13 protein-coding genes are annotated in these 18,436 nt (G+C 71.8%); 2 read left to right on the top strand and 11 right to left on the bottom strand.

Annotated elements, in window-relative coordinates:
- Positions 1 to 50: 50 nt before the first annotated feature.
- The 11 genes from VF647_14220 to VF647_14170 all read right to left on the bottom strand — a co-directional run bounded on the left by VF647_14220 (position 51) and on the right by VF647_14170 (position 13,687).
- The gene (locus VF647_14220) at positions 51 to 782 is read right to left on the bottom strand and encodes a methyltransferase domain-containing protein (protein ID HEX8453254.1); all 732 of its coding nucleotides are present in this window, start codon (positions 780 to 782) and stop codon (positions 51 to 53) included.
- An 87-nt stretch (positions 783 to 869) separates the two neighbouring features.
- Positions 870 to 2,096, bottom strand: a complete 1,227-nt coding sequence (locus VF647_14215) for a GNVR domain-containing protein (protein HEX8453253.1) — start codon at positions 2,094 to 2,096, stop codon at positions 870 to 872.
- Positions 2,097 to 2,166: 70 nt separating this feature from the next.
- Positions 2,167 to 3,813, bottom strand: a complete 1,647-nt coding sequence (locus VF647_14210; GenBank protein HEX8453252.1) for an SLBB domain-containing protein — start codon at positions 3,811 to 3,813, stop codon at positions 2,167 to 2,169.
- A 181-nt stretch (positions 3,814 to 3,994) separates the two neighbouring features.
- On the bottom strand, positions 3,995 to 5,401 hold the full coding sequence (locus tag VF647_14205; GenBank protein ID HEX8453251.1) for a nucleotide sugar dehydrogenase: 1,407 nt from the start codon (positions 5,399 to 5,401) through the stop codon (positions 3,995 to 3,997).
- A 112-nt stretch (positions 5,402 to 5,513) separates the two neighbouring features.
- On the bottom strand, positions 5,514 to 7,400 hold the full coding sequence (locus VF647_14200; protein ID HEX8453250.1) for a nucleoside-diphosphate sugar epimerase/dehydratase: 1,887 nt from the start codon (positions 7,398 to 7,400) through the stop codon (positions 5,514 to 5,516).
- Between the two features lie 552 nt (positions 7,401 to 7,952).
- Positions 7,953 to 8,840 (bottom strand): dTDP-4-dehydrorhamnose reductase, encoded by an 888-nt coding sequence (gene rfbD, locus VF647_14195; GenBank protein ID HEX8453249.1) that lies wholly within the window; start codon positions 8,838 to 8,840, stop codon positions 7,953 to 7,955.
- The gene (gene rfbC, locus VF647_14190; protein ID HEX8453248.1) at positions 8,837 to 9,400 is read right to left on the bottom strand and encodes a dTDP-4-dehydrorhamnose 3,5-epimerase; all 564 of its coding nucleotides are present in this window, start codon (positions 9,398 to 9,400) and stop codon (positions 8,837 to 8,839) included. Before rfbC ends, rfbD begins: the two co-directional genes overlap by 4 nt.
- Positions 9,397 to 10,275: a glucose-1-phosphate thymidylyltransferase RfbA gene (gene rfbA / locus VF647_14185; protein HEX8453247.1), complete on the bottom strand. Its 879-nt coding sequence runs from the start codon at positions 10,273 to 10,275 to the stop codon at positions 9,397 to 9,399. The genes rfbC and rfbA overlap by 4 nt, the downstream gene beginning before the upstream one ends.
- Positions 10,272 to 11,336 (bottom strand): dTDP-glucose 4,6-dehydratase, encoded by a 1,065-nt coding sequence (gene rfbB / locus VF647_14180; protein ID HEX8453246.1) that lies wholly within the window; start codon positions 11,334 to 11,336, stop codon positions 10,272 to 10,274. Before rfbB ends, rfbA begins: the two co-directional genes overlap by 4 nt.
- A gap of 41 nt (positions 11,337 to 11,377) precedes the next feature.
- Entirely contained in the window at positions 11,378 to 12,046 is a 669-nt protein-coding gene (locus VF647_14175) for a polysaccharide biosynthesis/export family protein (protein ID HEX8453245.1), read from the bottom strand.
- A gap of 36 nt (positions 12,047 to 12,082) precedes the next feature.
- Positions 12,083 to 13,687: a capsule assembly Wzi family protein gene (locus VF647_14170; GenBank protein ID HEX8453244.1), complete on the bottom strand. Its 1,605-nt coding sequence runs from the start codon at positions 13,685 to 13,687 to the stop codon at positions 12,083 to 12,085.
- A 258-nt stretch (positions 13,688 to 13,945) separates the two neighbouring features.
- On the opposite strand from VF647_14170, the gene VF647_14165 reads away from it, so the two are divergent.
- Together VF647_14165 and VF647_14160 are read left to right on the top strand one after the other, a co-directional pair.
- On the top strand, positions 13,946 to 15,607 hold the full coding sequence (locus VF647_14165; protein ID HEX8453243.1) for a capsule assembly Wzi family protein: 1,662 nt from the start codon (positions 13,946 to 13,948) through the stop codon (positions 15,605 to 15,607).
- 182 nt (positions 15,608 to 15,789) lie between these two features.
- Positions 15,790 to 18,135, top strand: coding sequence for a polysaccharide biosynthesis tyrosine autokinase (locus tag VF647_14160; protein ID HEX8453242.1), 2,346 nt, complete (start codon positions 15,790 to 15,792; stop codon positions 18,133 to 18,135).
- Positions 18,136 to 18,436: the final 301 nt, after the last annotated feature.

Genomic DNA, 18,436 nt, shown 5'->3' with positions numbered 1-18,436 from the left:
CGGTTCTCCGTGCTCCTGCCGGCTGTTCTCCGTGCGTCTGCGTGAGGCTTTCAGCGCCGCAGGCGGTTCACCGCGCGGCGGCCGAGCTGCGCCACCTCGAACAGCGCGTCGTCCACCTTGCCCGGAAGGGCGGACGGCGGCGACACCCTGTTCACGTACCCTTCCAGCTCCGCCGCGATGTTCTCCACGCCGTGGATCGTCCGCTCCGCGAAGGTGAACGAGTCCGTCCAGAAGAGCCACTGCACCTGCCGCTCCTCCGGCAGACCGTGCAGGTACGACCTGGGGAGCGAGAAGCGGGGCGACGAGTGGATCATGTGGTACTTCATCAGGAAGTCCACGTGCGCGTCGCCGATGTCGATCAGCCAGCGGTGGTGCGTCCACCCCACGATCCCCGGCTCGGTGCCGCGGCAGCTCTCGGCCACGCGCGACGGCACCTCCAGGTACCCCGCCTTCGCCACGCGCACCATCTCCGCGCACACCCACAGCGGGTCGCGGATGTCTTCCAGCGTGTGCGAGCAGATGACGTAGTCCAGCTCCTTGTCGCCGAACGGAAAGGGCGTGTGCTCGCAGATGTCGCGCGCGTGCCACGTGTCGCGGGTGAAGTGCTCCCGCTCGCCCCCCTGCGGCGGCCGCGACGCGCCGTAGTAGCCGCGCGTCTCGTACGGCTCGGCGTCCAGCACGTAGTCGGCGCGGTTGAAGGGCCGCGCCCATCCGCCGATGTCGAGGACCCGGTCGCCGGGTTTGATGCGGTCGAGCACCGCCTGCACGTTCGGTTCGAACATCTTGTGGCCAGTCGGGACGTCTAAAGGTTCATGGGCCGGGGAGAGCTCGTCTCCATCCGTCCGCCATATGCGCGTGCCGCGGGCGAGCTACCGCCTGCCCGCGGTCTGGGTGGAGCGCCGCCGCAGCGGCACCACGTCGTGCTTGAATTCTTCCCACGCCACGAAGAACGAGCCGGCGGCCGGGTCCTGCCGCGCGCGGGCGAAGTGCTCCACCACGAACGCCGCCACCAGCCCCAGCACCAGCCCCAGCACCGCGGCCACCAGCACGATCAGCTTGACGCCGATGCCGCTGGGCGCGCCCGGCACGGTGGCCTGGTCCAGCACGCTCACCACGGGCAGGTTGTTGTTGACGTCGATCTGCGACTGCGCGATCGCGTTCGTCAGCGAGATGTACACCTGCTCGTCGCGCGCGTAGTCGCGCTTGAGCCGCGTGAGCGTGGCCGCCAGGTCCGGCGACTCGTTGAAGGGCACGAAGAGCCCGCCCCCGCCCCCGGCGGTCAGCCGCCGGAGCTGCGCGCGCAGGGTGCCCAGCCTGGCCTCGGCCGACTGCAGCTGCGCGTTGCTGGGCGTCACGGTGCGGCGCAGCTCGCTGACCCGCACCTCCTGCTCCGTGATCTGGCTCTGCAGCTGCGCGGCGGCGTCCACCGTGCGGGTGGCCTGGTCGTTCAGCTCGGGAGCGTTCCGCTGCTTCTGGAAGTTGACGAGCCGCTGCTCCGACTGGTCCAGCGCGGCGCGTGCCCGGCGCAGCTGCGTCTCCAGGAAGTGCTGCTTCTGCACCGCCGCCTCCACCCCCACCCGCGCGGACATCTCGTTGAGGAGCACCGGGATGGTGTTGGCCACCCTGGCCGCCAGCCGCGGGTCCTCGCCCTCCACCTGGATGGCGATGGAGCCGTCGGGCCGGGGGTTCACCTCGGTGTCCGCCGCCAGCATCCGCCGGAGCTTGCCCTGCATGGCGCCCCCCGCGCGCGGCCCCGCCAGCCGGGCGACCATGGAGTCCGCGAAGGAGCGGCTGCGCGCCAGCACCCCGATGAGCCGCTGGTTGGGGTTGCTGACGTTGCCGATCCCGGGGATCCCCGCGCCGGCCAGCTGGCGCGCCAGCATGTCCGACGAGCGGCCGCCCCCCTGCTCCTGCGGGGCGAGCAGCACCACGCTGGCCTGGTACTTCTTGGTGCGGAGCATGGCCACCCCGCCGGCCACGAGCATCGCCGCGAGCGTGGTGAACACGATCAGCCGCCAGCGCCGCAGCAGCACCGCCCCCAGGTCGAGGATGCGGACCTCATCCCCCGGAGGGGAACCGCCGTTCTCAATGCTCATCTGCTTCCATCCATGGCTCTTCGGGGGCGGCGGGCGGCCGGGGCGCGCTCCGCCGGCCGTGGCGGGGAGATCACTTTCCGATCTGTGTGATGGCGACGACGGTGAGGATCAGCCCGGAAACGATGCTCGCGACCGTCTGAACGCTGGCGAGCCGCTCGATGACGGTGCGGCGCTGGCGGAAGGGCACCACGATGACGTCGCCCGCCTCCAGCGCCCGCACCTCCTCGGCCTGGAGCGGCGTGCCCAGCTTGGCGCGCAGCACCACCGCGCCGCGGAAGTCCGCGCGGCGCGTGTACCACCCGGCCAGGCGGATGTAGTGCTCCGGCTTCTGCCCCGGCGTGAACTGCACCAGCCCGGGCGTGCGCACCGCGCCCAGCACGGCCACGTCGTTGCGGCGCTCCGGCACGTTCAGCACGTCGCCGCCGCGCACCGTCTGGTCGAAGGCGTCCTGCCCGCTGGCGAAGAGCTGCTGGAAGTCGACCACCACGTTGGTCTCGTCGCCCTGCGCGCGGATGCGCCGGATCTCGCGCTCCTCGAAGCGCGCGGTGCTGTCCGCCGGTGCTCCGCGCAGATCGGTGGGCACGCCCCCTAGCCCCTGGGTCTCCGCGCCGGCGGGAACACGGCGGAGCGTGGCACTGGTGAGCGAGGCCTGCTCCGTGAAGCCGCCCGCCATCGCGACCAGCTCGCGGACGGTGGTGGTGTCGTTCCGCACCGGGTACGTTCCCGGGTATCTCACCTGCCCCGTCACCACCGCCCTGCGCTGCCGCTGGAAGTTCGCCACCTCCGACACGTAGATGGCGTCCGTCGGCTGCAGGATCAGGGCACGTCCGCGCTCGCCGATCGCCTCCGCCCGTGAGAGAGTGATGAACTCCCGCTGCTGGGGCGTCACGAAGCGCGCGACGCGGACGGAGTCGGCGGCGTTGGACGGAAAGCCGGCTCCGCCGTTGACGAGGTCCAGGAACTCGGCGAGCGACTCACCCCGCCTGAACTGGAACGACCCCGGATAGAAGACGCGCCCGTACGCCTCCACCGTCTGGTCCACCACGGGGATCACCAGCACGTCGCCTGCGCGCAGCGTGGGGTTGGCGCGCAGGTCGCCGGAGATGTAGAAGGGCGCCATGTCCACCCGGACGGAATCGCCCTCCGCGCGGCGCAGCAGGAGGTTGCGCTGCAGCGTGCGCGAGCCGCGGGGCGCCGGCAGCACCTCGCTCAGCCGCGTGACCGAGGTGGCCAGCCGCATCCCGGGGTTCGGCACGTCGCCCAGCAGGTACACCTTGAACGAGCGCACCTGCGCCAGCGAAAGGGTGACCTCCACGTTGCGGTAGAGCCGCAGCACGGCGGCGCGCGCGCGCGCCTGCGCCTGGTCCAGGTTCAGCCCCAGCACCCGCACCACCCCGATGGCGGGGATCACCACCGTCCCTTCCGGCGTGACCACCAGCGAGTGGGTGACGTTCACGTCGCCGAACAGCGACACGTCCACCAGGTCGCCCGGCCCCAGCGCGTACTCGGTGCGGCGGATGGGGGCGTCCAGCGGCTGCGCCGCCGGAAACCAGCCCATGCCGTTGAGGTTGTTGTTCCCCTGGTTGGGGTTCGCGCCCGGGATGCCGGTGACCACCCGCACGCTGTCGCGCACGGGGTCCTGCGCCAACACCGGGGCCACCCCGCCGGCGAGCAGGGCTCCCGAGAGGGCGGCGGCCAACAAACGAAACTGATTCATGGAGTGAACCGTGCCACCTGTGTATGCATGAAAGCGGACATCGGCGGCCCGTGGTGGCGAATCTCCGCCGCCGGGGCCCGCACCGTGTCTTCCGCTGGTCGTCCTGAAATACGGCGAGCCGGGAAACGTTTGACGTGTCCCGGTACCCGCCCGTCACACCCGCTGTCGTGGAGAGCGGCGCCTACGCCTGCCTGGCCAGCGGCTCCGCGTGGGCGAAGCCGAGCGGCTCTCCGAACTCCTCCTGGCGGGCGGAGGTGGAGAGCCCCAGCACCCGCGCCGGCCCGCGCACGCTGCGCATGATGCCGCGGGTGTCCACCACCAGCGGCGCCTCGCGGGCCACGAGCGCATAGTCCACCGAGCTGTGGTCCGTCACCACCACCACCGCGTCGGCCGAGCGCAGCAGCTCGGCGGTGAGCGCCGCGCTGCGCATGGGCAGCCCGGCCAGGCCGGTGTGCCCGTCGTCGCGGATCTCGGGGCAGAAGGGGTCATGGTACACCACCTCTGCGCCGCGCGCCTGCAGCAGCCCGATCACGTCCAGCGCCGGGCTCTCGCGCAGGTCGTCGATGTCGCGCTTGTAGGCGACGCCAAGGACCAGCACGCGGCTCCCGTTCACCGCCTTGCGCGCCCCGTTCAGGGCATCCGCCACCTTGCGCACCACGTACTCCGGCATCTCCGCGTTGATCTCGCTGGCCAGCTCGATCATGCGCGTCTTGTACTCCAGCGTGCGCATCTTCCACGACAGGTAGTGCGGGTCCAGCGGAATGCAGTGGCCGCCCAGCCCCGGGCCGGGGGTGAACTTCATGAAGCCGAACGGCTTGGTGGCCGCGGCGTCGATCACCCCCCACACGTCCACGCCCAGCTTGTCGCACGCCTGCGCCAGCTCGTTGGCCAGCGCGATGTTGATCATGCGAAAGGTGTTCTCGTACACCTTTACCAGCTCGGCCGCCTCGGCGCTCTCCACCTTGACCAGCGTGTCGAACACGTTGCCGTACAGCGCCGTGCCGGCCTCCATGCACGCCGCGGTCACGCCGCCGATCACCTTGGGCGTGTTGCGGGTGTGCCACACGGGGTTCCCCGGATCCACCCGCTCGGGCGAGAAGCAGAGGAAGAAGTCCTCGCCCACCGCCAGCCCGCTCTGCTCCAGGATGGGGAGCAGCACGTCGCGGGTGGTGCCCGGGTACGTGGTGCTCTCCAGGATCACCAGCTGCCCGGGCCGCAGCGTCTTGAGCACCGCCTGCGCGGCGGAGACGACGTAGCTGAGGTCCGGCTCCTTGGTCTTGTTGAGCGGCGTGGGAACGCAGATGGAGATGGCGTCGCACTCCGCCAGCCGCGCAAGGTCGGTGGTGGCCGAGAGGAGCCCCTCGCCCACGAACGCCGCCAGCACCTCGCTGGGCACGTCCTGCACGTGGCTGCGGCGCGCGTTCACGCCCTCCACCACCCGCTCCGCCACGTCCACGCCCAGGGTGCGGTAGCCGTTGCGCGCGAGCTCCACCGCCAGCGGCAGCCCCACGTACCCCAGCCCCACCACTCCCACCACCGCCGTATTGTCGCCGATCCTCGCAAGGATCTGGTCTTTCGCCGCGCTCATATTGCTGTATTCATACCGATAGAGGCGCCGGGAGCCCCCCGCCGGTGCACGTTCCTGGAGCCGCGAGGAAACCTCAAATTTAGCGGCGCGGCCAATTTACGGCAACCCGAGCTCAGCGGGCCCGCATGGCGCCCTGCCTGCGCGCCGCCAGCGGCGGAACGCATTCGGGCACCAGGGCCAGCAGCCCTTCCAGCGAATCGGCGGTGCTCCCCAGCGCCGCCGCCGCGCCCAGGCGGTCGAGCCCCTGGGTGAGGGCGTCCACGTCCGGCTCGGTGCTCTGCACGATGCGGATCTTCTCCACCTCGGTGGGGATGGTCGCCTCGTAGTCCGACATCAGCTCCTCGTGGAGCTTCTCGCCGGGGCGCAGGCCGGTGAAGACGATCTGCACGTCGTGGTACGGCACCAGCCCGCTGAGGCGGATCAGGTTCTCCGCCAGCTCCACGATGCGCACCGGCTCGCCCATCTCCAGCATGCATATCCGCTCGGCGGCGTCGGGGAGCGCCGCGGCCTGCAGCACCAGCTGCACCGCCTCGGGGATCGTCATGAAGTAGCGCGTGACGTCCGGATGCGTCACCGTGAGCGGCACCTGCGCCGCCAGCTGGCGCTTGAAGAGCGGGATCACGCTGCCGTCAGACCCCAGCACGTTTCCGAAGCGCACCGCCCGGAAGTCGCAGTTGGAGCTGCGCAGCGCCGGCCACCCCAGCACCAGGTGCTCGGCCACGCGCTTGGTGGCGCCCATCACGCTGGAGGGGTTGACCGCCTTGTCGGTGGAGATCAGTACGAAGCGCTCCGCGCCGAAGCGGGCGGCGCACTGGGCCACGTACAGGGTGCCGAAGATGTTGTTGCGCACCGCCTCCACCACGTTGCTCTCCATGAGCGGCACGTGCTTGTAGGCGGCGGCGTGAAAGACGAACTCCGGGCGGTAGCGGTTGAAGATCCGCTCCATCCGCACCTGGTCCGTGACGTCGGCCACCACGGGGATCACCGTGAGGGTGGGGTGGGTGGCCGCGAGCTCGTTGTGGATGAAGTAGAGCGGGCTCTCCGCCTGGTCCAGCACGATGAGGCGCGCGGGCTGCAGCCGCGCGATTTGCCGCGCCAGCTCCGAGCCGATGGAGCCGGCGCCGCCGGTCACCATCACGGTGCGCCCTTCCAGGTCGGGGTTGCGGCCGTCCAGCGGCAGGTCCACCGTCTCGCGCCCCAGCAGGTCCTCGATCTGTACGTCGCGCACCTGCGTGACGCGGGCGTGCCCCTCGATCATCTCGCGCATGGACGGGATGATCTTGAACTCAACCCCGGCGTCAAGGCACACGTTGACGATCCGCCGGATCTCGTCGCCCGTGGCGGAGGGGATGGCGATCACCAGGAGCTGCGCGTCCACCTTGAGCGCCAGGTCCTTGATGTCGCGGGTGGAGCCCAGCACCGGCACGCCGTGCAGCCGCATTCCGCGCTTGGCCAGGTCGTCGTCGGCAAGGGCAACGGGAAAGATGTCGATGCCGCCCTCGCGCTGGCACTCGCGCACGAAGCGCTCGCCGCCCACGCCGGCGCCGATGATGAGGGCGCGCTTGCCGTGGCGCGGGCGCCAGGGGATCAGCCGCTCCTCTCGGAAGGCGCGCACCCCGAACCGCACTCCGCCGAACATCAGGATGGCGCTGATCCAGTCCAGCGCGACCACGGAGCGCGGGTACCCGTCCAGCATGCCGGTGAAGAAGAGCGAAGCGAGCAGGAGGGCGGAGCTGAGGGTGACGGCCTGCACCAGGTCGATCAGGTCGCGCATCCCCACGTGGCGCCACCACCCGCGGAAAAGCCCAAAGACCCCGAACGCGGCGAAGCGCCCGGCCAGCACGAACGGCAGGGTGTTCCAGAATATTACTTCCATTTCCTTCGGCACCCCCAGGTCGAAGCGGAGGCCGAAGGCAAACCGGTACGCGATGGGAATGAGCAGCAGGTGCAGCGCGAAGATCAGCGGACGCCGGAACCGGATGAGGATTGTCGGGAGCATTCAGCCATCGCCTAAGGGACGTTCCACCGGGGCCGGGCAGCCGCAGGGGGGCATCCTCGTCAAACCAGAACTCAAAGAACGAATCACGTCCGCCGATGTGCACGGAGGGCACGGAACCCTGCCAGGCAGGGCAGGCGCGGGGCGATGCGTCCAGACCACATGACGCGTGCGCGGGGCCGGGGGTCACACTGTCCAGGTGCCCGCCCGGCGCGGCGCGGGGGTGCTGCACGTACCGCGCCGTGCCGTGTCCGTCTCCCTCGGCGCCGGGGGGGCCCGGGCTGGGGGAGCGCTCGGCCCGCCGCGAAGGTGCACAAGATAAGCGGTTTGCACCCCAGCGAACAGCCCGTTGCGCTGTGCCGGAGAACAGCTGGTCTCACGCGGAGGCGCGGAGGACGCGGAGGGGAAAGCAAGAGGGATGTCACGCGAAGGCGCGAAGACGCGAAGAAAAGGACGGAAACACTTTCTTTGCGCCTTCGCGCCTTTGCGTGAGACCATTTCCTTCGATGCCACGCCCTCGTTCTCCCCCTCCGCGTGAGGCATCCGTGGCGGCCCTCACTCCATGCAGAGCCGAAGCTGCTCCCGCCAGTGGGGGAGCGCCACGTGGAGCTCGCGGGCGGCGCGGCCGCTGTCCAGCACGGAGTAGCGGGGGCGCGGGGCCGGCGTGGGGTACTCCGCCGTGGCGATGGGCACCACGCGGCGGGCCCGCTGCCGCTCGCGGGCGGGGTCGGCGGCCAGGATCGCTTCCGCGAAGCCGTGCCAGCTCGTCTCGCCCGCGGCCGCCAGGTGGTATATGCCGCCCGCGGCTTCCTGGATCTCCCACCCGCGCCCGGCGCGAAAGGGCGCCAGGATGGCGGCCGTCGCCTCGGCCAGCATGCGGCTCCAGGTGGGGGCGCCCACCTGGTCCGCCACCACGCGCAGCTCGTCGCGCTCGTGCGCCAGGCGCAGCATGGTGCGCAGGAAGTTGTGGCCGCGCGTTCCGTACACCCAGCTCGTGCGCAGCACCAGGTGCGCCCCGCCGGCCGCCGCCACCGCCTCCTCGCCCTCGCGCTTGGTGCGTCCGTACACTCCCAACGGCGCGGCGGGGTCGTCTTCCGTGTACGGAGCGCCCTTGGAGCCGTCGAAGACGTAGTCCGTGGAGAAGTGCACCAGCGGCACGCCGGCCCGCGCGGCCTCCTCGGCCAGGATCCCGGGGGCCACCGCGTTCAGGGCGCGCGCCAGCTCCGGTTCCTCCTCGGCGCGGTCCACCGCCGTGTGGGCGCCGGCGTTCACCACCAGCGCGGGCGCCGCGTGGCGGAAGCCGCGGCGGATGGAGTCCGGGTCCGCCAGGTCCAGCGCGCTCCGTGGCGGCGCCACAACCTCGGCCACCGGGGCCAGCGCGCGGGCCAGCTCCCACCCGACCTGCCCCGTGCCGCCGGTGAGGAGGATGCGCGGCCGGATCACCCCCCCTCCCCCCAGCGCGGAAGCCGCTCGCGCGGCAGGTCGCGGAGCCGCGCCCCGCCCTCGTCCTTGGCCGAAACCAGCGGCGCCGCGCCGGGCCACTCGATCGCCAGGTCGGGGTCGTTCCACAGCAGGGTCGACTCGGCCTCGGGGCGGTACACGTCGGTGCACTTGTACGAGAAGAGCGCCTCGGCCGAGGTCACCAGGAAACCGTGCGCGAACCCCGCGGGCACCCAGAGCTGCCAACCGTTCTCGTCGCTCAGCGTGTACCCCGCCCAGCGCCCGAACGTCGGGGAGCCCACCCGCACGTCCACCGCCACGTCCCACACCTCCCCGCGGAGCACGGACACCAGCTTTCCCTGCGGGCTGGGCTCCTGAAAGTGGAGCCCCCGCAGCACTCCGCGCGTGGAAAGGGAGACGTTGTCCTGCACGAAGCGGTCGGGGATCCCCGCCGCCGCGTAGCGCTCCGCCCGCCACGTCTCGCGAAAGTAGCCGCGCTCGTCGCGAAAGACGGGGGGCTTCAGCAGGAGCACGCCGGGAAGCGCCGTTTCCTCGGCGGTCATCCGTGCGGCCGCCCGTCCAGCAGGCTCAGCAGGTACTCGCCGTAGCCGCTCTTGAGCAGCGGCGCGGCCAGGCGGCGGAGCTGCGGCTCGTCGATGAAGCCGGACCGGTAGGCGATCTCCTCGGGCGCCGCCACCTTGAGCCCCTGCCGCTTCTCGATGGTCTCGATGAAGTTGCTGGCCTGCTGCAGCGACTCGTGCGTCCCCGTGTCCAGCCACGCCATCCCCCGCCCCAGCAGCTCCATGTGCAGCTGACCGCGGCGCAGGTACTCCAGGTTCACGTCGGTGATCTCGTACTCGCCGCGCTTCGACGGCCGCAGCGCCGCGGCGATCTCCAGCACCTCGTTGTCGAAGAAGTAGAGCCCCGTCACCGCGTACGGCGACTTCGGGTCGAGCGGCTTCTCCTCGATGGAGACCACCCGCCCGCCCGCGTCCACTTCGGCCACTCCGTAGCGCTCGGGATCGCGCACGTGGTAGCCGAAGACGGTGGCCCCCTCCGGCCGCTCCGCCGCCGCGTGCAGCAGCTCGGTGAGGCCGTGGCCGTAGAAGATGTTGTCGCCCAGGATCAGCGCCACCCGGTCGCCGCCCACGAAGCCGCGCCCGATGGTGAACGCCTGCGCCAGCCCCTCGGGGCGCGGCTGTTCGGCGTACTCGAAGCGCACTCCCCACTGCTCGCCGTCGCCCAGGAGCTCGCGGAAGCGCGGGATGTCGGCGGGGGTGGAGATCACCAGGATCTCGCGGATCCCCGCCAGCATCAGGGTGGAGAGCGGGTAGTAGATCATCGGCTTGTCGAACACGGGCAGGAGCTGCTTGCTCACCACCCGCGTGATCGGGTACAGCCGCGTGCCGGAGCCGCCGGCCAGGATGATCCCCTTCATGCCCCCGCCCCCACCACGCCCAGCCGCTCCAGCTGGTACGAGCCGTCCATCACCCGCCTGCACCACTCGCCGTTCTCCAGGTACCACGCCACCGTCCTCCGCAGCCCGCTCTCGAACGTCTCCGCCGGCGCCCATCCCAGCTCGGCGGAGATCTTTGCCGTGTCCACCGCGTAGCGCCAGTCGTGCCCCGGCCGGTCCTGCACGAAGGTGATGAGTGATTCGTACGGCGCCGCGCCGGGCGCCAGCTCGTCCAGGATGGCGCAGATGGCGCGCACCACCTGCAGGTTGCTTCGCTCGCTGCCGCCGCCCACGTTGTACGTCTCGCCCGGGCGCCCGCGCTCCAGCACGGCCAGCAGCGCCCGCACGTGGTCTTCCACGTACAGCCAGTCGCGCACGTTGCCGCCGGTGCCGTACACGGGAATGGGGCGCCCCGCCAGCGCGCTGAGCACCACCACGGGGATCAGCTTCTCCGGAAACTGGTACGGCCCGTAGTTGTTGGAGCAGTTGGTCACCAGCACGGGAAGCCCGTACGTGTGGTGCCAGGCGCGCGCCAGGTGGTCGGACGACGCCTTGCTGGCCGAGTAGGGCGAATTGGGCTGGTACGGGGTCGCCTCGGTGAACTTCCCCTCCTCTCCGAGAGACCCGAACACCTCGTCGGTGGAGACGTGCAGGAAGCGGAAGCGCTCGCGCTCCTCCCCGGCAAGCGAGTCGCGGTGCCGGCGGGCCGCCTCCAGCAGCACGTACGTCCCCACCACGTTGGTCTGGATGAAGGGCGCCGCGCCCTCGATGGACCGGTCCACGTGCGACTCGGCCGCCAGGTGCATCACGGCGTCGGGACGGTGCTCCGCGAATACCCGCGCCACCTCGTCCGCGTCGCGGATGTCCACCCGCTCCAGCACGTGGCGCGGGTGGGGGAGCACGGGGGCGAGCGAATCCAGGTTCCCGGCGTAGGTGAGGCTGTCCACGTTCACCACCCGGTGCTCCGTGCGGGCCAGGAGGTGGCGCACCAGGGCCGAGCCGATGAAGCCGGCGCCGCCGGTCACGAGAATGCCGCGGGTCATCGAATGGGGGCTGGGGTGCCGCTCGTGCGCGCTCGCCGCGCTCAGAGCCTGGAGACGATCGTGACCGCGATCGTGGTGGCGGTGGAGATGAGGGCGGCCACCAGCACACCGCTGTTGCGGTCGGCCCAGGAGCGCTCGCCCACGTAGAGCTGGTCGCCGGAGCGCACGTCCAGCGTCACCAGCGTGGAGCCCGCGGTCACCCGCTCGTACAGCACGCGCCCCTCGCGCACCAGGCGGATGCGGCGCAGGTTGCCGTTGACGTTGGCGCCGCCGGCCAGCGCCAGCACCCCGTTGAGGGTGAGCGTGGGGTCCACGTTGAAGATCCCCGGCCGGTTTACGAAGCCCAGCACCTGCACCCGCCGCAGCGGCGTGATGCTGATGGACGGGTTGCGCAGGCTCACCCGGTACAGGGCCAGGAGCTGCTCGCGCAGCGCGTCCAGCGGCATCCCCGTCACGAAGCGCTGGCCGATCTTGGGGAGCGTCACGGTGCCGTCGGTGCCCACCAGGAACTCGCCGCTCAGGTCGGGCTCCCTCCAGATGCGCACCTGCAGCAGGTCGCCCGGCATCAGCGGGGGAAGGCCGGCCGGCAGCGCCGCGACGGGCGGGGGAAGGGTGTCCGCCGGCACGGTGGTCTGAGCGCGCGCCGGCGCCTGAACGGCCGCCAGGGCCAGCAGGACCGCCAGGAGCCGGAATCGGATGGGGTTCGTCACGGGAGTCCCTTTCTGATTCATGCGAGCCGCGCCGCGTCACATGCCCAGCCGCACGCGGAATACGGTGTTCAGGTTGAACGCGCTGCCGCCCTCCCGGCGGTTCATCTGGTACGCGCCGGTGAGGCCGGCGGTCACGTCGAAGCGCCCCATGAAGCGCAGTGCCTCCACCCCCACGCCGTTCGTCACCTCGGGATCGGGGGTCAGGCGGTCGCGCACGGTGCGGGTGTACGTGAGCGTGGTGCGCCCGCCAGGGGTGTAGCGGTCGAGCGCCACCACCGCCCCGCCGCCGGCGTAGCCGCTGCTGGCGCCCAGGATCTGCCCCCGCTGCGTGTGCCCCTGCCGCGCGCCCGTGTGCCGGTAGAACGCGCTCTGCGGGCGCACCAGGTTCAGGTGCGAGATGCGCGTGTTCAGCACCTCGCCGCGCAGCGAGACCAGCGAGCCGTCGGTCCGCGACCACACCCTCCGCAGCCCCAGGGTGTACCCGGCGTTGTGGTCCGGCTCCAGCAGCACGTCGCGGCGGTCGGCGTTGTGGTCGTCGCGCGCGTACTCGGCGTAGGCCTCCACCCCGTTGCGGGGGTGGTACCAGCGGAAGAAGACGGAGGCGAGCTGGTTGTCCACGTCGCCGCCCTCCACCCCGGTGCCGCCGTTCTCGAGCCCCACCTTGATGAACCCCTCCAGCGGCTTGGTGAAGTTGGCCGCGGTCAGCCCGCCTTCCGGCCACGGGGTGTGGAAGAAGCGCGTGCCCCCCACCTCCAGCGTCGGCAGCCCGCGCGGCACGAACACCGCCACCGCTCCGGACATGAAGCGCCGCGGCTCCACGATCACGGTGTAGGCGGACTGGTCCAGCCTTCCCCACACCAGGCGTCCGTGGAGCCGTCCGATCCCCACGTTCACCGGGCGTGAGGTGCCGGCGAAGGCGTGCGCGAAGCCGCCCGCGTTGTGGCCCAGGATCAGCGGAAGGTCGGCCGCGGGGCCCCAGTGCTGGTTGGCGGCGGAGACCCCGGCGGCGAAGATCGACGCGTCCAGCCGCAGCGAGCTCTGCCCCGGATCCACCCGGCCGTAGGCGCCGTCGCCGAAGCGCTGGGGGAGGTCGATGCTCCCGGGGAAGTCGGGGTCGTTGAACGCGAGCACGCCCCCCTCGCCGGTCTCCTCCAGGTCGAAGTCCGCGTTCTGGGCGATGAACGCCATGGGGGCGACCGTCAGCGAGAGCGCCCCCCACTCCAGCGACGCGCCCCCGTCCGCCGCCACCGTCAGCCCCCGCCCGGCCCACACCGCGCCGTCCTCGGCGCCGTACGGCATGGTGGTGTTGACGATGGCCTGGGCGCCGGGCCTCACCCAGCGCACCCGGGCGCGGCCGGCGCTGTCCGGCGCGAAGCGGTAGCGCCCCTTCCACGGGTGCGCCGAATCGGCGGGCGCCAGGCGCGTCACCTCGCGGGGCGAGAAGCCGCGGATGGCCCACGGGTAGCGCCCGCCCCGGCCGGCCACCTGCAGCACGCGCAGGTAGCTTTCCGCCTCCGATCCCACGAAGACCTCGCCGCGCACGTCGAGCGGGGCCTGCGCGGCCGCGGGCGCAGCCGCCAGCAGGGCGGCGGCCAGCGGCGCGGCCAGGCCGCGGGGCGTGCGAGGGGTGACACGTGCCATCAAGCGCTTCCGTCCTTCTTGGAGAACCGGAGCAGCCACGCCGCCGCCCAGGCGCGGGAGCATGACTGCCCGTACGGTTTTTTGACGATGGGTCGCCCGCGGCGTCACTCCGCCCGGGGGCCGGGCCGCGCCGTCGCGCTGATCCTGCTTGTGCTTACGCGGCCCGCCGTGGTGGACCGCGGCAGGCCGGAATGTTATCCTCTATCGTCCAACAATTCCAGAGGGCTCGGCCCCCGCCCGCGCCCCAACCCCATGGCAATGAAGAAATCGACCGTCTGGCCCGCGTGCTCCGCTCTCGCCTTTGCGCTCGCCGCGGCGCCGCGCACCCTGGGCGCCCAGCTCCCCGCCGGCCCGCCCGCGGACTCCCTGCGCGCCGCGCCCGCCGCGGACACGGCCGCGCCCCCGCGCCAGGCCGCGGAGTGGGTCCCCATCGGCACCCCGGCGGAGGACCGCCTGCGCACGGCGCAGCTGCTGGGCGAGGCGCCCACCGCGGGCTTCCTGATCCGCTCCGTGTCGTCCGCCGCGCCGCCGGAGGGTGAGCAGGGCGCACGGCTCCTGCGGCCGCACGTGCGCGGGGTGTGGAACTCGTACCTTCCCATGGGCGCCAACGACGGCCTGGCGTGGAACGGGCGCGGGGGCACGCTCTACGTCACCACGGGCATCCGCGCCCGCTTCGGCCGGGTGACGGTGATCGCGGCGCCGGAGCTGGCGTACGCGCAGAACCGCGAGTTCCAGCGCATCTACCCGTCCGCGGACCGCAGTTCGTTCGCCCACCCCTTCCACGGACCCGCCTCGCCGCTGGACGCGCCGCTCCGCTTCGGCCCGCGCTCGTACACGCAGGTCTCGCTGGGGCAGAGCTCCGTGACGGCGCGCTTCGGGTCGTTCGCCGCCGGCGGGGCCACCGAGAACCTGTGGTGGGGGCCGGGGATCCGGAACGCGCTGGTGATGAGCAACAACGCGTCCGGCTTTCCGCACCTCTTCGTGCGCACCCGGCCGGAGGGGATCGGCACGCGCTTCGGCACGCTGCAGGGGGAGTGGGTGGCGGGCGCGCTGGGCGAGTCGGCGTACTCGGACGCGGACGACGACGGGCGCACGCTGGCCGGGGTGGCGCTGGCCTTTACGCCGCGCGGCGACCCGGGGCTCACGCTGGGCCTCACCCGCGCCGTGTACCGCACGGGGAGCGGGTGGGGGGCGCCGCTGCGCTTCCTCGACGTCTTCGCCATCGTGAGCCACCCCGAGGCCGCGCGCCCCCCGCGCCTGGAGCAGGCGGCCGCGCGGGCGGACCAGCTCTTTTCGCTCTTCGGCCGCTGGGTGTTCCCGGCGAGCGGCTTCGAGGTGTACGGCGAATGGGCGCGGCAGCAGGGCTTCGGCTCGCTGGGCGAGGTGGTGAGCCGCCCGGGCGCCACCGCCGGCTACACCCTGGGGATGCAGTGGGTGGCCACCGGCGAGCGGCGGGGGCGGATGCGCCTGCAGGCCGAGCTCACCAGCCTGGAGCAGAACGACGCTGTCCGAGGAAGGCGCCAACAGTCGTTCTACACCAGCCTCAACGTGCCGCAGGGGTACACGCACCGCGGCCAGGTGCTGGGCGCCGCCATCGGGCCCGGCTCGTCCGCGCAGTGGCTGGCGGCGGACTACCTGCGGCCGGACTGGCGGCTGGGCGTCTTCCTGGAGCGCACGCGCTGGGACGAGGACGCGCTGGAGCGCATCTATACGCGCAACCCGCGCGGGCACGACGCGCAGGGGCTGGCCGGGCTGCGGGCGGGGCGCCGCATCGGCGGATGGGAGCTGGCGGGCGAGTACTCGTTCGGGCGCCGGCTCAACTGGCTCTTCCAGAACACCGCCCGCTCCTTCTTCGACTTCGAGGCGGTGGACCTGAACGTCTCGTCCTTTTCCCTCTCGGTGAGCCCCGCCCTCCGCTGATCCCGTCCGGCCCCAACCACCCACGGCGATGACCGCGGAGGGGGCACCGTGCTCCCTCCGCGCCCTTGTGCCCGCGCCAGAAACGGCCGTACGGCGGGCCGCGCGGGGTTGCCGCCCCGCCGGAACTCTCCTATCTTTGTTGGTTGCAATTACATGCGCCACCCGACACGCGCAGGGAATCCATGATCGAACCGACGCACGCGCCCCCCCGTGCCGCCGCGGACACCAGCTTGCGAGACCTGTGGAGCACGCTCCGCAGGCGGCGCGGCCTGGTGGCGGCGATCACCCTGGCGGTGGTGGCGCTCACGATGGCGGCCAGCTTCTACATGATGCCCGTGTACGAGTCCGAGGCCGCGGTACGCGTCGTTCCCGAGGAGAGCGCCTCCGGCGGAATGCTGGAGAAGCTGGGCGAGCTGGAGGACCTGGGCGCCCTCACCGGCCTGGGGAGCGACGACCTGGACACGGACCTGGGCATCATGCGCAGCCGCCGCATCGCCGATCCGGTGGCCGAATCGGTCGGACTGCAGGTGGAGCTGCTCTCGCCTCGCCGCGAGCGCAGCGACGTGCTGCGCGTGATCTCCGCGCCGCGCGACCGGGCCGTGGGCGTCTACCGCCTGGACCGGCAGGACGACGGCAGCTACACGATGAAGGTGGAGAAGAGCAAGCAGCACGTCGCGCTTCCGGCGCGCGTGCGGATCGGCGCCCCCTTTACGATGGGCGGCGTGACGCTGGCGCTCAATCCTTCGCTCCGCGCCAAGCCGCCGGCGCGCGTGCGCTTCGAGATCCTGCAGTTCCGCGAGGCGGTGGACGACCTGCAGGACGAGCTCCAGGTGGACCGGCAGGAGAGCGGCTCGCGCCTGGTGGAGCTGGTGTACCGCAACCGCGACCCGCGCGTGGCCGCGGCCGTCGTCAACGGCCTGGCGGACGGCTTCATCGCCTACAAGCGCGCCACCAGCACCACCGAGTCCAAGACCAGCGCCACCGTGCTGCGCGAGCAGGTGGCGACCTACCGCACCCAGCTGGCCGAGGCGGAGGAGCGCCTGCGCAACTTCCGCGAGAGCTCGCGCGTGCTGGCGCCCGAGGCGGAGGCGGAGGCGGAGATCAAGCGCTCCACCGAGATGCAGACGCGCTTCGACGACATGCGCGTGGAGCGGGCCTCGCTCCAGCAGCTGCTGGCCGAGGTCCGCAGCGCCCCGCCCGGAGCCGGCACCGCCGCGTACCGCAAGCTCAGCACCTACCCGTCGTTCCTGGGCAACCACAACGTGCTGGCGCTCATGAACACGCTCAACGCGCTCGACAACGAGCGCGCGGCGCTCCTGGCGCGGCGCACGGAGGCGGACGACGACGTACGCATCCTCACCTCGCGCATCGCGGCCACCGAGCGGCAGATCCTGCGCATCGCCGAGGACTACCTGCGCTCCATCGAGCTCCGCCTGGCCTCGGCCGACCAGGCGCTCGCCAAGGTGGGCGAGGGGATGGCCGCCATGCCCGCGCAGGACATGCAGTTCGTCCGCCTGGTGCGCGACGTCAAGATGCTGAACGACGTGTACCTCCTGCTCCAGGCGCGCCTCAAGGAGGCGGAGATCACCGAGGCCACCACCAAGGACGCCGCGCACGTGGTGGACTACGGCCTGGTGGCGTACGAGCCGGAGTACCCCAAGCCGCTGCTGAACCTGGCGCTGGCGGTGGCGCTGGGGCTGCTGGTGGGCGTGGCGGGCGCCATCATGCGCGACATCGCCGACCCCACCGTGCGCTCCTCGCGCGATGCGTCGGAGGCCACGGGCGGGCTGGCGGTGCTGGGCTCCATCCCGCGCATCCGCACCATCCCGCGGCGGCCGGTGAGCGTGGGGATGCCGCGCGCGCTCGTCTCCGCGGTGCCGGACCGGCTGATCGCCCGCTCCGATCCGCGCCACCCCGCCTCCGAGGCGTACCGCGCCCTGCGCACCTCGCTCGCCCACGGGGCGACGGACGAGACGCCGCGCACGGTGGTGGTCACCAGCGCCCGCGCGGGCGAGGGAAAGAGCACCAGCGCCGCGAACCTGGCGGTGACGCTGGCGCAGCAGGGCACGCGCACGCTGCTGGTGGACGCGGACCTGCGCACCGGGCGCCTGAACGCGCTCTTCGGCGCGCGCCCCGAGCCGGGCTTCGCCGAGGCGCTGCTGGGCCGCACTCCGCTTTCGGAGGCGGTGCTGGAGGTGGCGCTCGACGAATCCGACGTGCCGCTCTACCTCCTTCCCTCCGGCGCCCCGCCGCGCAACCCGGCCGAGCTGCTGGGCTCGGTGCGCATGCAGGCGCTAGTGGAGGAGATGCGTGCCCTGTACGACGTGGTGATCTTTGACGCCCCCGCGCTCTCGGGCCTCACGGATGCCGCGGTGCTGGGCAAGGCCGTCGACGCCACCGTCCTGGTGGTGCGCCCCGGCATGACGGACCGCGACGCGCTGGAGCAGGCCCTCGCGCAGCTCCGCCTCTCGCGCGCTCCCGTCGCCGGCGTGCTCCTCAACGACGTGCTGAACGGCCGCCTCGTCTAGCCGCCATCCGTCGTACAAAAAGGCCTCCCCGCCAACACCGGCGGGGAGGCATTTTTATTTGTGCAAAGCCGTTGACCGAAGTCTCACGCAAAGGCGCAAAGACGCGAAGCAAAGACACGGAAACCCTTTCTTTGCGCCTTCGCGCCTTTGCGTGAGACCTTTTCCTCTGTGTCTCTGTGTAGGGGTTCGACAGTGGTCGCTGACACAGATCGGTAACCAGTTGCCCTACATGAAGATGCAACAAAGCCGCCCCGAAAGCGTGTACAACGCGCCCGGAGCGGCCATAGATGGGTTAAGTCGT

Source organism: Longimicrobium sp. (assembly GCA_036387335.1).
Lineage (GTDB): Bacteria > Gemmatimonadota > Gemmatimonadetes > Longimicrobiales > Longimicrobiaceae > Longimicrobium.
This window is presented reverse-complemented; position numbering and strand designations above follow the sequence as displayed.